Annotated in this window: 11 protein-coding genes; 5 read left to right on the top strand and 6 right to left on the bottom strand. The window is 60.2% G+C overall.

Going from position 1 to position 14,672, the window contains the following annotated elements:
- Nucleotides 1-2,232 (bottom strand): LTA synthase family protein, encoded by a 2,232-nt coding sequence (locus D3Z90_RS12920; RefSeq protein ID WP_136476166.1) that lies wholly within the window; start codon nt 2,230-2,232, stop codon nt 1-3.
- A gap of 236 nt (nt 2,233-2,468) precedes the next feature.
- On the opposite strand from D3Z90_RS12920, the gene D3Z90_RS12915 reads away from it, so the two are divergent.
- Complete coding sequence (locus D3Z90_RS12915) at nt 2,469-4,256, top strand: thiamine pyrophosphate-requiring protein (protein WP_136476165.1); 1,788 nt, start codon at nt 2,469-2,471, stop codon at nt 4,254-4,256.
- Nucleotides 4,257-4,274: 18 nt separating this feature from the next.
- On the opposite strand, the gene D3Z90_RS12910 is transcribed toward D3Z90_RS12915, so the two are convergent.
- From D3Z90_RS12910 to D3Z90_RS12895, 4 genes are all read right to left on the bottom strand, one after another.
- Complete coding sequence (locus D3Z90_RS12910; RefSeq protein WP_136476164.1) at nt 4,275-5,171, bottom strand: alpha/beta hydrolase; 897 nt, start codon at nt 5,169-5,171, stop codon at nt 4,275-4,277.
- Nucleotides 5,172-5,236: 65 nt separating this feature from the next.
- A complete protein-coding gene (locus D3Z90_RS12905) occupies nt 5,237-7,468 on the bottom strand; it encodes a TonB-dependent siderophore receptor (protein ID WP_136478944.1) in 2,232 nt (743 codons plus the stop codon).
- A gap of 74 nt (nt 7,469-7,542) precedes the next feature.
- Nucleotides 7,543-8,889, bottom strand: coding sequence for a sensor histidine kinase (locus D3Z90_RS12900; protein WP_136476163.1), 1,347 nt, complete (start codon nt 8,887-8,889; stop codon nt 7,543-7,545).
- Complete coding sequence (locus tag D3Z90_RS12895) at nt 8,889-9,581, bottom strand: response regulator transcription factor (protein ID WP_136476162.1); 693 nt, start codon at nt 9,579-9,581, stop codon at nt 8,889-8,891. Before D3Z90_RS12895 ends, D3Z90_RS12900 begins: the two co-directional genes overlap by 1 nt.
- A 190-nt stretch (nt 9,582-9,771) precedes the next feature.
- On the opposite strand from D3Z90_RS12895, the gene D3Z90_RS12890 reads away from it, so the two are divergent.
- The 3 genes from D3Z90_RS12890 (at nt 9,772) to D3Z90_RS12880 (ending at nt 13,656) form a co-directional block, all read left to right on the top strand.
- Complete coding sequence (locus tag D3Z90_RS12890; RefSeq protein ID WP_136476161.1) at nt 9,772-10,293, top strand: RNA polymerase sigma factor; 522 nt, start codon at nt 9,772-9,774, stop codon at nt 10,291-10,293.
- Entirely contained in the window at nt 10,290-11,132 is an 843-nt protein-coding gene (locus tag D3Z90_RS12885; RefSeq protein WP_136476160.1) for a FecR family protein, read from the top strand. The genes D3Z90_RS12890 and D3Z90_RS12885 overlap by 4 nt, the downstream gene beginning before the upstream one ends.
- A 76-nt stretch (nt 11,133-11,208) precedes the next feature.
- Complete coding sequence (locus D3Z90_RS12880) at nt 11,209-13,656, top strand: TonB-dependent receptor (RefSeq protein WP_136476159.1); 2,448 nt, start codon at nt 11,209-11,211, stop codon at nt 13,654-13,656.
- Nucleotides 13,657-13,803: 147 nt separating this feature from the next.
- Here D3Z90_RS12880 and D3Z90_RS12875 read toward each other — a convergent pair whose 3' ends face one another.
- Nucleotides 13,804-14,256 (bottom strand): short chain dehydrogenase, encoded by a 453-nt coding sequence (locus D3Z90_RS12875; protein WP_136476158.1) that lies wholly within the window; start codon nt 14,254-14,256, stop codon nt 13,804-13,806.
- 169 nt (nt 14,257-14,425) lie between these two features.
- Here D3Z90_RS12875 and D3Z90_RS12870 point away from each other — a divergent pair, with 169 nt between their 5' ends.
- Nucleotides 14,426-14,650, top strand: coding sequence for a hypothetical protein (locus D3Z90_RS12870; protein WP_136476157.1), 225 nt, complete (start codon nt 14,426-14,428; stop codon nt 14,648-14,650).
- Nucleotides 14,651-14,672: the final 22 nt, after the last annotated feature.

The following is a 14,672-nucleotide window of genomic DNA, read 5'->3' as shown; positions in this document are numbered from 1 at the left end:
TCAACCGGATTGAACAACGCTTTCACTCGGCTCGACCTGCAGCGCTTCGCCTTCTTCGGAGGGCTCGGTAATTACGCTGAAGTCACTGACCTCGACCGCGCCAAGGCCATAGCCCAGCAGGTGGAAGGAAAAGGCCTTGCGTGCCTGCGGATTGCCGAACTGGAATTCCATGTTCAACGGCTGGTCTGCGGTTACCAGCATTTCTCCGGGTAGCCCCAGTTGCACGTCTTGTTCGAGCTCTTTGGCCTTGAGCAGGATATGGGCGTTGTATTGTGGGTCCACCGAGCGGATCGTCAGGCGCACACGTGTGAGGGAGCCTTTGGGCATCTCCAGATACTGGGCGCCGATCAGGTTGTCTGCCCAATCATCTTTGATCTGCGCCTGCAACGGGATAATTGCCGGGCTGCCAAACTGGTAGTGCTGGTTCAAAGGCGTTCTGAGCAGCGATTGATCCAGCGCCGTCGCCCTGGCACTGACTTCACGGGCGCGCCTGCCGCGATACTGGTCGATCAGGTTGGCGCGCTCGGCGATGAAGCCTTCGCTGGCGAAGTTCCGGCAGCGCTGCTGGAAGTCGCATTCGGTGAAGGTGCCGCGGCCATCGTGGTAGCGCAACATGCCGTTGGTGTACGACATGATCTCGCGAGGTGTTTGATAGTCACGGAACAGGGAGCGTCCACTGAGGATGGGAGGCACCGACAGGGCAAAATAATCCAGTACCGACGCCGTTAGGTCGACGTGGCCATAGACGCCGGATTTTATCCGCGGCAACTGCTCCTGCTCTGGCGCCAACGTCAAGTTGAAGCCCCACGAGGAGGCCAGGCGCACGCCGTCTATGCCGTGGGATTCATCCGAGGTAATCACTACCAGGGTGTCCTTGAAAACGCCTTTGGCTTGCAGCGCACTGAGGAACTGCCCAAGGGCATCGTCCAGGTAGGCAACCGCCGCTTGCTTGGGCGTGTCATAGCGCTGCAGATACTCTTCGGGCGCCGAGTAGGGTTGGTGAGTGCCAACGGTCAACAGGGTCAACATCCACGGCTTTTTCTGCTTCTTCAACTGGCCAACGTAGCCGAGCGCACCTTCGAAAAAGGCCTTGTCGTCCTTGCCCCAGGGAAATTCCAGGTAATTGCTGTTGGTGAACCAGTCCAGGCCGTTGGTGGCATCGAAGCCGATGTGCGGCATGATTTTGTCTTTGGCCATGAAACGCAGGCCGGCACCCTGGAGGAAGTGGGTGGAGAAACCGTTATTGCGCAACTGTGCAGGCAGGCATGCCTGATTTCGTTCGCTTTGCACCAATAGCTCGATGCCCTTGGGCGTGCCATTGTCCAGCTTGTCGTAATCACCGCAGAGCATCGCGTACAGGCCACGAATGGTCTGATGGCTATGCAGCACATAGTCGGGTGTATTCATGCCACGTTCTGCCCAGCGGCTTAAGTTGGGCATGAGGTTTTCTTGATAGCTGCTGTTCAAGGCGTCGCGATTGGTCTTGATGTAGGCGCCGGGGATGCCCTCCAGGGCGATGATCAGCACGTTGCGCGCGCGGCCGGGGGTGGCGAGCAGTTTCTGTCCGTCGAGATCCAGTTGGGTGAGCCCGGCCATTGGCGGGGTGATTTCGGAGTGGTCATCTTCCAGCCATTCCTCCGTCCTCATCTGCACCTCGCCAATGCCCGTCATCACCAATTGATGCGGCAAGTTGTACAGGCGCCATTGGTCCGCGTCGGAAGAGTAAAGGTGCTGGGCGCCCCAATGCGCTGACAGCAACACCAGCGGTGCAGCCCACACGCTGCGTGGCAAGGGCTTGGCGCGGCTGGCACGACTCATCCGATAAGTCAGCAACCAGAGCATCAAACCGCACAGCAAGCTTGCACCAAGCCACGGATGGGCAAAACCACCACCGGTGGAATTGCCGACGAATTGAGGGTCGATCAGGTAATGCAGATCTGAGGCGTTCGGCAGCCGGCCAACCGCGCTGACCAGTTCGGCCGTTGCCACGGTCAGCAAAGACCAGGCCAGCAACAGTGGGAGTGCCAGCCACAAAGGTCGACGATACACGAGCATGACGAGCAGGCTGGCGATGCCGACGTCAGAAAGGTAGCCCAATGGGTTCGACCAGCCAAAAGCGGCACGCTGGCACAGTGGCACGACCAATACCAGACCGACCAGAGCCGCGAGGTGTGCGTAAGGTTGCCGAAGCACGTGGCGGATGATGCTCACAAAAAAAGGCCTTCCATTCATTAAATATTCATATCCGTATGCTGGATGGTATCAGGCGTGGCGCAGTCTGGCTGGGAGATTGACCAGCGTACATAGGATCGAGCTGGGTTGAACCTCGGTTTTAGCCATCGATTTGAGCTAATACGCGACGCAATTTCTGCGAACTTCAGCGCTTGCCGGAATGTCCAGACCTTTACACGTCTCGGCAGCCTGCACTGCCGAGCAAGCTGTGTTCAGCGCCAAGAGGTGAAGTCGAGATGACGATGACGGTGGGTGATTTTCTGGTTGAACGACTCAGCCAGTGGGGGGTAACGCGGATTTTTGGTTATCCGGGCGATGGTATCAACGGGGTGTTTGGCGCGCTGAGCAGGGCCCGGGGCAAGATTGAATTCATTCAGGCCCGGCATGAAGAGATGGCCGCGTTCATGGCCTCGGCGCACGCCAAGTTTACCGGCGAGCTGGGCGTGTGTATCGCCACTTCTGGGCCGGGTGCTTCACACCTGATCACCGGGCTGTATGACGCGCGGCTGGACCATATGCCGGTCCTGGCGATTGTCGGCCAGCAGGCACGTACTGCACTGGGCAGCCATTATCAGCAGGAGCTGGACCTGGTCTCGATGTTCAAGGATGTTGCCGGGGCGTTCGTGCAACAGGCGTCGGCGCCGTCCCAGGTCCGCCATCTGCTCGATCGTGCAGTGCGTACAGCGGTGGGTGAGCGCCGTGTTACCGCGCTCATCCTGCCAAACGACCTGCAGGATATCGACTATGAGGCGCCGGCCAGAGCGCATGGTACGGCACATTCCGGGGTCGGCTATTGCAAGCCGAAAGTCTTGCCTTATGAAGCAGATCTACAGCGCGCGGCCGATGCCTTGAACGCTGGCGAGAAGGTCGCGATTCTGGTGGGTGCCGGGGCCTTGCAGGCGACTGACGAAGTTCTCGCTGTGGCACAGAAGCTCGGCGCGGGGGTGGCCAAGGCCCTGCTGGGCAAGGCAGTTCTTCCCGATGACTTGCCGTGGGTCACGGGGACCATTGGTTTGCTGGGTACCGAACCCAGCTACAAGCTCATGGCCGAATGCGACACCTTGCTGATGATCGGGTCCGGGTTTCCCTATGCCGAATTTTTGCCCAAGGAAGACCAGGCGCGTGGGGTGCAGATCGATTTACAGCCCGACATGCTCAGCTTGCGCTATCCGATGGAGGTCAATCTGCAGGGTGATGCCGGTGAGACACTTTCGGCATTGTTGCCATTGCTTACGCAGAAAACCTCGCGCAAGTGGCAGAAGAGGGTTGAAGGCTGGCGCAGCAGCTGGGAAAAGACCCTGGAGAAGCGTGCCATGGTCAAAGCCGAGCCGATCAACCCGCAACGCGTCGTTTTCGAGCTTTCGCCGCGCCTGCCCGAGCAGGCGATCATCACCAGTGATTCCGGTTCATGTGCCAATTGGTTCGCCCGTGACCTGAAAATTCGCCGTGGCATGCAGTGTTCGCTGTCCGGCGGCCTGGCCTCGATGGGCGCGGCGGTGCCCTACGCGATTGCGGCTAAATTCGCCTTCCCGCAGCGGCCGGTGATTGCCCTGGTCGGTGATGGGGCGATGCAGATGAACAATATGGCCGAGCTGATCACTGTCGCTAAATACTGGCGGCAGTGGCAAAGCCCCAAGTGGATCTGCGCGGTCTTCAACAACGAAGATCTCAATCAGGTCACCTGGGAGCAACGGGTAATGGAGGGTGATCCGAAGTTCGAAGCGTCGCAGAACATTCCGGATGTTCCCTATCACCTGTTCGCCATCTCCATCGGCCTCAAAGGCATCTTCGTCGACCGGGAAGAGGATGTGGCCGCCGCCTGGGAGCAGGCTCTGGCCTCCGAGGTTCCGGTATTGATCGAATTCAAGACCGACCCCAATGTGCCACCGTTGCCGCCGCACATAAGCCTCGATCAAGCGAAGAAATTCGCCACCACCTTGCTCAAGGGCGATCCGGACCAGTCCGGAATACTGCTGCAAACGGCCAAGCAGGTGCTGGGGGCGGTCCTGCCGCATAAAAAATGAGGGACTCTGGTACAGGCCTCACATTTTCGACATGCCCTCGATCACCCATTGCAGCGAAGCTGGCAGCATTGGCCCGTGGCCCAACCCTTCAAAGCGCTTGAACGTCACCTGCAGCCTTGGCACGTTCGCCAAGTCTGCACTCAGCTCGCGGGCGGGCCGCTCGGCATCGGCTTTTGTGGGGCCTCGCGGCTGCGAAGGCTCATCGGTGCCGCGCATCAATAGCAGTTGCGCATGATTGTCGCCCAAGCGCTCCTGCAAGCCCGCGGTTTCACCCAGGATCACGCCGTCATGCCACCACAGCGAAGGGCTGGCGGCTGCGTATCGGCTGAACTCGGTAGGGCGGGTGAACAGCGCGTGGAGCACGGCCAACCCTCCGTAGGAGTGGCCCCAGATGGTTTGTCGGCGCTTGTCGATAGGCGCGACGTTGGCAACCATCGGGCGCATGCGCGTGTCGAGCAGGTCGAAGAACTCCTCGACGCCACCGCTGGGCTGACCCGTCAGCGGGTCACGCTGCGAGCGCTGGCCAGGTAAACGTGGGGTGTAGTCGTAGGTGCGTGAACTGCGCTCTATACGCTGGTCAGTCTGGTAGCCAACGGCAACCAGCAGCGGGGCCTGGCCTTCGGCGAGCTTGTGCAGTTGCTCGTCGTTCAGCGCGCCGATGGCAGCGTTGCCATCGAGCATCCACAGCACCGGGTAACCGGCAGCAGGTGCCGGGCGGTCGGGCCGACCCACCCATAGCTGGTAATGGCGCTTGCCATCGACAGAGTCGAGGGTGAGGGTGGTGAAAAAATACGCCAGATCCCGCTGCTGCAGGAGGCTGGTGTCCATCTTCTGCTCCCGCAGCGGCTGGGCCAGGGCGACGCCGGGCGCTGCAAGAATCAAAGCCAGTGCCACGGTCAGGGTGGTCTTGTTCATCAGGCGGTCTCGATATTGCTTGCGGGCAAAGCGGCCGCTGGATCGAACCCAGCGGCCGGCGGCCATCAGAAGGACGCGGTCAGGCTAGTGTAGAAGGTACGGCCAGGTTCGTTATAGGTGGCGGCCCCCGCACCTTCGATGCCGGCCACGCCCTGGGCGTTACCGGCGCGGTACAGGCGTTTGTCGAGCAGGTTGTCCAAGCCGGTGGTCAGGCTGAGGTTCTTGCTGATGGCATACGTACCGCTGATGCCAACCAGCGCGTAGGGCGAGAGCTGATCGTTGGCGCTGCCGGTGACGCGATCACCATGATAGTCGTATTTTTTCGGTGTCTGCTTGCCGTACCAGGCCACGCTCAGTTGCAGCGAGAGGTCGTCGTTGGCCTGCCAGTCGAGCATCGAGTTCAGGGTGTAGTCCGGGGTTACCGAGAGGGTCTCGCCGGTAGATTTGTTCTTCGACTGCAGCATGTAGGTCAGGTTGTTGCTCCAAGTCAGATGCTCGCTCAGTGGAATGGTCAGGTTGCCTTCCAGACCCTCGACCAGGGCCTTGGGAATGTTTTCCCACTGATAGATCGCCGCGTTGGCGTAACTGCCACTGCCACCTGAGGCATTGCCGATCGGACTCTGGCCAGAGTCGATCTTGTTCTTGTAGTCGTTGCGAAAGTAAGTGAGCCCGGCCACCCAACCGTTGTTCTTGAACTCGATGCCCAGTTCTTTATTGACGCTGGTTTCGGCATCGAGGTTTTCATTGCCTTGCAAGTAACAACTGGTGCTCTGGCCATAGCAGCCCTGGCCACGACTGTAGAGCAAGTAGTCGGGGTTGAGTTGATACAGGTTCGGGGCTTTGTAGGCGCGTGCGATGCCGGCCTTGAGGGTGATGGTGTTGGTCAAGGCGTGCGACAGGTTGAGCGAAGGACTCCAGTTGTCGCCGACGATGCTGTGATGATCGAAGCGCAGGGCAGGGGTGAGCATGGTGCCGGGCATCAGCTCGATGTTGTCTTCGACGAACAACGAGACGATTTGCGCCTGCGAGGTGGTGTCGCGGCCCGCGCTGGTCAGGCCGCCAACCGCGCCGCCTTCGCTGGTGGACTGGGTGTTGGCACTCGGATCATCGAGTTTCTGCTGGCTCCACTCGGCCCCGAGGGTCAGTGTCTGGTCGCGCCAGGCGTTGAGCGGCAGGTTCAGTTCGCCGTGGGCGGTAATGTCACGCAGGGTCGAGGTGTAGAAGTCGGTGCTGCTGAAGATGCCCTCGGTGCCACCGGCCAGGCCTTCGTTGATCCGCGAGTTGCGGGTTTTTTCATACTGCAGATACGCCATGGAGCTGCCGAAATCCCAGTCGCCGTTATGGGTGAGGGCGTAGCTCTCGCGGTACATGCGATTGGTTTCCTTACCCAGCATGCTTTTGACGTTGGCATTGGAGTTGGTGTTCTGGGTGTCGCCGGTATAGATGTTGCCCTGGCGGCTGAACCCTGCCTCAAATGCCAAGCTCTGCTCCGGGCTGAGGCGCCAGGTGAGTTGGCCATTGAGGTCTTTGTTACGCACGCCTTCGCGGCCGGCGGGCAGGGTTCCGGCCTGTTTGCCGGTACGCAGCGACTCGTGACCCTGGTTGATGTCCCAGTCATCTGCATCGGTCTTGGCCACGTTGCCATACACCCGATAGCTGAGGTTATCGGTCAGGGGGCCATTGAGGCCGAAACTCACGCGCTTGCTCGCGCCTTCATCGCCGTGCTGGGGAAAATTCTGGTACACGGTGGCGTTGCCGTGGGTCTGGGTCGAGGCCTGTTTGGTGATGATGTTGACCACACCCCCCATCGCCCCGGAACCGTAGCGCGCGGCAGCAGGGCCACGAATCACTTCAATGCGTTCAACCTGGTCGGCGGGTACCCAGTTGGTGTCACCGCGCGAGTCGCGCTCGCCACGCCATCCATAGCGCACCGAACTGCGGCTGCTGACCGGCTTGCCATCGACCAGGATCAAGGTGTTTTCCGGGCCCATGCCGCGGATGTCGATCTGGCGGTTGTTGCCGCGCTGGCCACTGGTCGAGTTGCCGGTCAGATTGACCCCGGGCATGGTGCGGATGATCTGTGACAGGTCATTGGCCGGCGGGCGCTTCTTGATGTCTTCAGCCGTGATGATCGAGACGCCGGGGGCCTGCTTGTTCTCTTCCAGTGCGGTCGCCACCACGGTCTGGCTTTCCAGTTCTATGGGCTCTGGCTCGGTGATGGCAGCTTGGACGGCATTGGCTAACAGACAACTGGTCAACAGCAGGAACGGGGCGAGGGACAGCGGACGGGACGACATCATCGATCTCCGGAACATCGAGCGGAAGTAAGAGATCGCAGATGATAAGCACTCTTAAATGAGAGTAAAGCGCATTAACTTTCTAAACACTTGGCGCTTGCCGGCAACAGGATATGCAGGCACAGACCCGGTTGGGCGTTACTGGCCCATAGGCGACCGCCTTGCAGTTCGATGGCGCGTCGAGCAATCGCCAAGCCCAGGCCAAAGCCAGCGCCGCTGCCGGGCAAACGCTGGTAGGGACTGAAAATATGCTCCAGTTGTGCCTCCGGCACGCCAGGCCCATGGTCGCGCAGGCGCAGATGCCAGTGATCGCCCTCGCGCCAGCCCTCAAGGCTGATTTCGCCTTGAGGGGGCGAGTGACGGATGGCATTGCGCAGAAGGTTTTCCATGGCTTGGGCCAAACTGTCCAAATGCGCTAGCACCTCGCAGTCGGTCCCGAGGGTGCTAGGTAGCCGCGCGTGCGACCAGCCGCTTTCGAAACAGGCGTCCTCGCACAGGGCTTCCCATACCGAGAGTACAAGCACCGGTTCGGTCGGTAATTGTGGGTGCTCAGTGTCCATCCAGGCGAGGTCGAGGGTGTCGACCAAGAGCTTCTGCATGTCGTCTACTTCGCGCCCCAGGCGCTCGCGCAGTTGCTCGGGCGCCAGGTTGCTGTCGTGAGCGATGCGTAGGCGCGCCAGTGGTGTGCGCAATTCGTGGGACAAGGTACGCAACAGCAGGCGCTGTTGTTCCAGGCTCTGGCGCAGGCGTGCGGCCATGTGCTCGAAGGCCTGGGCCAGTTCGCCCAACTCGTCGCGCCGCTCTTGCAGCGGCAGGCCGGGGCTTTGCAGGTCATCGGCGCGCAAGGCGTCGGCGCGGTCGCGCAGGCGATTCAACGGCACTACCAATTGTCGATACAGCGCCAGGCCCAGGAGCAAGGCGAGCAGGGTGGGCGCCACGCCATGGGTAATGATGTGCGTCCATGGGGTCAGGCCGGTAGGCAGCATGTGTTCGGGTAACTGAATGACCAGGCGACCGTTTTCAGGGTGTTCGGGAAACTCGATGCTGACATAGGGTAACTCATCCTGCAGGCGACGACTCATAGGCCAATCGAGCTTGCGCATGAAGGTAAGACGACCAGCTTCATTGGCGCTCAAGGGCGTAGTGCCGAGGCTCTCCAGGCGCGGTCCCACCAACGCCACCCAGGTGTCTTCAGCGCGCTGCAGTTGTTGGCGGTAAGCTTCGGCCCCGCTCGCGCCATCTTTTTCCCAGGCGGCTTCGGCTTGCTGCGCGTAGCGCGCCAGGTACTGCTGGTCATCGGGACTGAGGAAGTAGGTGCTGCGTTCTACCGACAAACCCCAGGTCCAGATCAGCCAGGTGAGCAGCAGGCAAAAGCCGACTTGTAGCAGGGCCAATTTCCACAGCAGAGGATGACGACGCATCAGCGCGCTTCCGTTTCTACCAAGATGTAGCCCTGGTTGCGCACTGCCTGGATCTGCAAGTGTTGTGCTCCAATTTGCGCGAGCTTGCGCCGCAGGTTGCACACATGCACGTCGAGGCCACGATCCAGGCGAGTGAAGGCGCGGTGGAGCACTGTCTGATAAAGGAAGGCTTTGCTCAGGGCTTCGCCAGGGTGGGCACGCAAGGTCGCCAGCAAGCGATATTCGGAGCCGGTCAGGCCGGCGCTGCGACCTTGGTGAACAACATCCTGGGCGTACTGATCGAGGGTCAACTCATCGTCGCTTGGGGCCTCGGCGTGGCGGCGGTCGAGGGCCACACGGCGTAACAATGCATCGACGCGGGCATCGAGCTCGGCAAGGCTGAAGGGTTTGGGCAGATAATCGTCGGCACCGCGAGTGAAGCCACTGATCCGGTCCTGCTCGGCACCCAACGCCGACATCAACATGACAGGTACAACCTGATGGCGACGCAGTTCGTCCAACAGGCTGAGGCCATCGACACCGGGCATCATGATGTCCAACAACAGCAAATCAAAACCACCTTGGCGCAGCGCGTCCAGGGCCAGGGTGCCGTTCTCGCACGCGGTGACGGTAAAGCCTCGACCCTGGAAGTGTTGCTCCAGGTCGTGGCGCAGGCGCGGATCGTCTTCAGCGAGAAGCAGGTTGGGGGACACGGAACAGTCCTTGATGAGAATTGATTACAAATACGAATGGTCTCACTGCCGGTGGGGTGATGGCAATGTCGACGACTAAGTCCTTTTCAACACTCGTCAAAGCAGAATTGCTTTAAATGTAAAGTATTCGCATTTATACTACGGGCCGCGCCTACCTCCCTGGCATCCGTATTTATTCGCGTAGGTCATCGTGCAAGCCGAACCGCCTAAACTCACCCTCCTGGCCACCTTGGTTCGGCATTACGACGAGTTGGTGGAGCATGTTCGCCGCCGTTTTGGCGAACGGGTCTTTGCCCGCGAGGTTGTCCACGATGTGTGTGTGCAGTTGCTCGAAGGGGATGAAAAACAAGGTGTGCGCACGCCCTTGGCATTACTGCGCAAAATCGCCCATGACACGGCCAGTACTCGCTATCGCAGTGATCGTCGGCGCGAAGCCTGGGTGGTGGCGGTTCCAGAGCTGCCGGAAGTGGCCAGCACTGCACCGAGCCAGCAGCGCCATGTTGAAAGCGCCAGGGCGTTGGAGTTGTTGACTGCGGCAATTGCCGCGCTACCGCCGCGTTGCCAGATGGTCTTCGTCATGCACAAAGTGTACGAACTGCCGCAGGCTGAAGTTGCCAAGCGCATGGGCATTTCCCTGAAAACCGTAGAAAAGCACCTGCGCCAGGGCATGAGCGCTTGCCGCGAACATCTGGGTGCCGAGGTATTGTCATGAGCCGTACTCCGCGCAATGCCAAGGATTTCAGCCAGGAAGACGAGGCTATCGCCCGTTATCGGGATGCCCTCAAGGCGCGTTTTCCGCTGCCTGCACCCACTCCGCCGAAGAACAAGCGCGCCACTGCAAAAGTGGCGGGCCTGGTGTTGTTGGCAATCGTTACCGGGTTGGTTTGGCTCGATCCTGCGTACCAGAGCCAACATGTCGTCAGCCTGGTCGGCCAGCGTCAACCCCTGCAGTTGGCCGATGGCAGTACAGTCTTGCTCGACAGCGACAGTCAAATGACGGTCAGTTGGCACCTGCGCAGTCGTCAGGTGGTGTTGGAGAAAGGCCAGGCGCTGTTTGAGGTTTCGCCGAGGGTGTACCGCCCGTTTCTGATCGATGCGGGGTCGGCAATGGTGCGTGTGGTGGGTACCCGGTTCAACGTCAATCGAAACGAACAGGATGTGCAGGTCACTGTGCTCGAAGGCAAGGTAGCCGTTCGCGGCACCGCCAACGATGCCGTGGCGCGGCTCGAGCCGGGCCAGCAATTGCGCGTTCGCAACGGTATTGCCGGACAGGTGCTGCAGGTCAACGTCGATGATGTCAGCGCCTGGAAAGACAGCCGCCTGGTGTTTGAAAGCACACCGCTGGCCGACGTCATTGCCACGCTCCAGCGCTATCACCCTCAGCCCATCGTGCTCATGAACCAGCACCTGGCGCGATTACCGGTTTCCGGTGTGTTTGATAGCGATCATGTCGAGCGCTTGCTGGCACTGTTGCCGGGCATCTTGCCGGTGACTGTTTCCAACGCAGCCGATGGAGCGGTGCTGATCAAATCCCGCGACACAAAAAAATAATCGTCGACCGGGGTAGGGTTGCGTGGCGCTGCTGGCGGCTATCTCCATGCAAACTTAATCCGTGGAGAATAACAACGTGAGTCAGCCCCTCCTGCGTGCGCCTGTGCGCCTGTCTTTGCTGGCCAGCAGCTTGCTGCTCAGCCAATGGTCGTTGGCGCAGTCGGCACCGGTCGATTTTGATATTCCAGCCGCATCGCTGGAGAAATCCCTGAATGCCGTGGCCCGGCAGTCGTCGGCACAGATTCTGTTCGCCAGCGACATCACCGCTGGCAAGCAAGCGCCTGCACTGCAAGGCCGCTACACCTTGCAGGAGGCGCTTGATCGTCTGCTGGGCAAGAGCGGGTTGACCGCGCAGGAGCGTGACGAACACACCTATCTGGTGTTGCCGGGCACGCCTGCACAGGCACCCCAGTCTTCCACTGCCGAAGCCGCCGCGGTGGAGCTGGCGAGCCTCGAAATCAGCTCGTCGCGGCTCAACAGCGACCTGGTGCCTCAAGCCCGACAAGTCAATGTCATCGAGCGCGAGCAGCTTGAGCAACTTCGCCAAGGCTCCGATGGCCTGGCGACCTTGCTGGCCAAAAGTATTCCCGGCATGTCCGACTCCAGCCGGACCATCACCGATTACGGTCAAACTCTGCGCGGACGGACGATGCTGGTGCTGGTCGACGGCGTACCGCTCAATACCAACCGCGACTCCTCACGCAACCTGGCAAACATCGACCCGGCCCTGATCGAGCGCATCGAAGTGATCCGTGGCAGCAGCGCTATCTACGGTGCGGGGGCCACCGGCGGGATTATTTCCATCACTACCCGCCCAGCCGGAGGAGAGCCGCGTGCACAGACGACGCTCAGTGCTGTATCGCCCCTGAGCCAGCTGGACAGTGACGGCCTTGGCGGTCAGTTGCAGCATCACCTGTCAGGCTCCCAGGGCCAGGTCGATTATGCCCTGGACTTCGGCGCCCGGCACATTGGCGCGTCCTATGACGCCAAGGGGCACCGCATTGCACCGGAGCCGAGCCAGGGTGATCTGTTCGATTCCAACACCTACAACATCGGTGGCAAATTGGGTTTGCGCATCGATGATGTGCAGCGCATTCAGCTGTCGGCCAGCCACTACAACGCTGACCAGAACACCGACTATACCTCCGATCCATCCGTGGCCCGCTTGCCTGCGGGCACGGTCCCGGCGCGGCCGTTGTCCGGCTTGTCGCTGGACGAGCAGAACCAGATCAAGAACACTTTGTTGAACCTTGAATACGGCCACACCGATATTCTCGGCGGCTCGCTCAATGCCCAGCTGTACTACCGCGACTACTTCACCCGCTTCACACCTTTCGACGCCCGGGCCGTGGCCACCCGTGGGCGCAATGTCGATCAGGTGATGCAAAACAGCGAGGTGTTCGGCAGCCGCGTGACCTTGCGCACACCGCTGGGTGAGCAGGGCGATACCGAGTTGTTGTGGGGCGCTGACTTCAACCAGGAACGCAGCGACATGCCCATCGACATCTTCGATCCACAGGCGTACGACGCCAGCGGTGGCCGAGTGTTCGACAAGATTGGCAAGCTGACCTACATGCCCGACCTGACCACCCGCAGTCTCGGTGGTTTTGCCCAACTGCAGCACAAGTTCAACGATCAATGGTCGATGGAAGGTGGTGTACGTTACGAATACGCCACTGCCGAGTACGATGATTTCATTCCACTGTCGGAGTCCACAGCAGCCCAACCGGCCACGGTTCAGGGCGGGGAGGTTCATTACGACTCGGTGTTGTCCAACTTCAGCGTGACCTACTCACCGGTGGCCGGGCAGGAAGTCTATGCAGCGTTCAGCCAAGGCTTCCAATTGCCCGACATTGGGGTGCAGTTGCGTAACGCTCGGCGCGGGTTCGACATCGACGCCTCGAACCTGGAGCCTGTCAAAACCAACAATTACGAACTGGGCTGGCGTGGCGCCGTCGGCGAACAGACGCTGGCGTCGCTGGCGGTGTTCTACACCACCTCCAAGCTTGGAGACGTACAAAGCTTCAACAACGGCCTGATCCTCACCCGTACCAAAGAGCGCATCTACGGCGTGGAAGGTAGCGCCGACTGGCTGACCATTGATGAGCGCTGGGGTGCAGGCGGCACCTTCACCTGGATGAAGGGCAGGGAGCAGCCGGACGGTGGTGACTGGCAGGACATGACCGGCTACCGCATCCCGCCGCTCAAGCTGACTGCCTACCTGCAGTTCAAACCGAACGAAGACTGGAGCAACCGGGTACAGGCCACCTACTTCGACAGTGAAGACTACCGTTTGAACGGCGTCGCCAGCTTCGGCCGCCGCCAGGTCGACAGCTACACCACCGTGGACGTGATCAGCCAGTACCAACTGAGCGCAGACGATCAGGTCAGCGTCGGTTTGCAGAACCTGTTCAATCGAGATTACTACCCGCTCTACAGCCAACTGATGCGCAGCAGCAATAACACCAGTCACTTGCCTGCACCGGGGACGGTGTTGACGGCGAGCTATACGCATCAGTGGTAGTTTCCCGCGCTGGAAAGTGTGCGTGATGGGTGCAAACAGCATTGGAGTACAAATGTACTCCAGTGCTTTAGTTCGCTACTCCGTACCGCTACTAACGGTGCTGTACAGGTCGCCCCCATGTCAGCGCAGTACCACCGGCTCATTCCTCTAGCGCAAGCGCTTGCCACGAGATTTACGATCCAGCGTATATAAAAGCCCCGCGATCAGTAGCGCACCGCCTACCAGGCAGGCCTTCGGCACCGAGCTTTTGCGCACGGACAGCGGGCGAGGTGACTCATAGGTAGTTTGGTTACCCGCCTCCAGTGTGTCGAGCCGAGCTTCCTGGTGCACTTGCTCAAGCTTCAGTTGAGTGCCGTCTGCCAGGGTCAAGTTGAGGTCCTCGATCGTGCCGGCGATACGGTCGGGATACACCGGCTGCCCTTGAGGATCGATGTCGTCGTAAAGAAACCCTTGGCCTTCCATCCAACCTATGGCGGTCAGCAGTTCTGGGCCGAGGTAGTACTTTGCGTCGAGAAAAAAACCGGGGAACTGAGGTGCGCGCTCGCGGCTCTCGATGGTGTAGCGCTGGCCGGGCTTCATACCGGTGGCTGGATCGATCACGGCCGTATCTCCATGCTGTTGTTTTGCGATAGAGGGGGCGATTGAGGCCAGGGTTCAACCCAGTTGGACGGAAGGATGAACAATCTCGGCGAGCGCACACGTAATCCGATCAAACTTTCCCGGCCCAGCGGGTTCTTCTGAAAACACACCGTTGCGACAGGAGCACACCATGACCCCCAACGATCCCAAGCACGACGACAAGGTGCCTCGGCCACTTTCTTCAGAAGAAGCTCAGCAAGGTGGGCAGGTTCGCCGACCGGTGCTTGAGCATCCCGATCCGGACACCGAGGCGGTGGACAAAGTGATCACACCGACATCGATCAAGGAGAAGGAAGAAGAAACCCGCGAGATAGAGCGCAATCTCGCCGAAGTCGAGGATAAAGCCCGACGCTGAATACGAGCGGAACTGCCGGGGC

The organism is Pseudomonas sp. DG56-2, assembly GCF_004803755.1.
Classification (GTDB): domain Bacteria; phylum Pseudomonadota; class Gammaproteobacteria; order Pseudomonadales; family Pseudomonadaceae; genus Aquipseudomonas; species Aquipseudomonas auratipiscis.
Note: the sequence above shows the minus strand (reverse complement) of the source record. Positions and strands in the feature narration are given on the sequence as shown.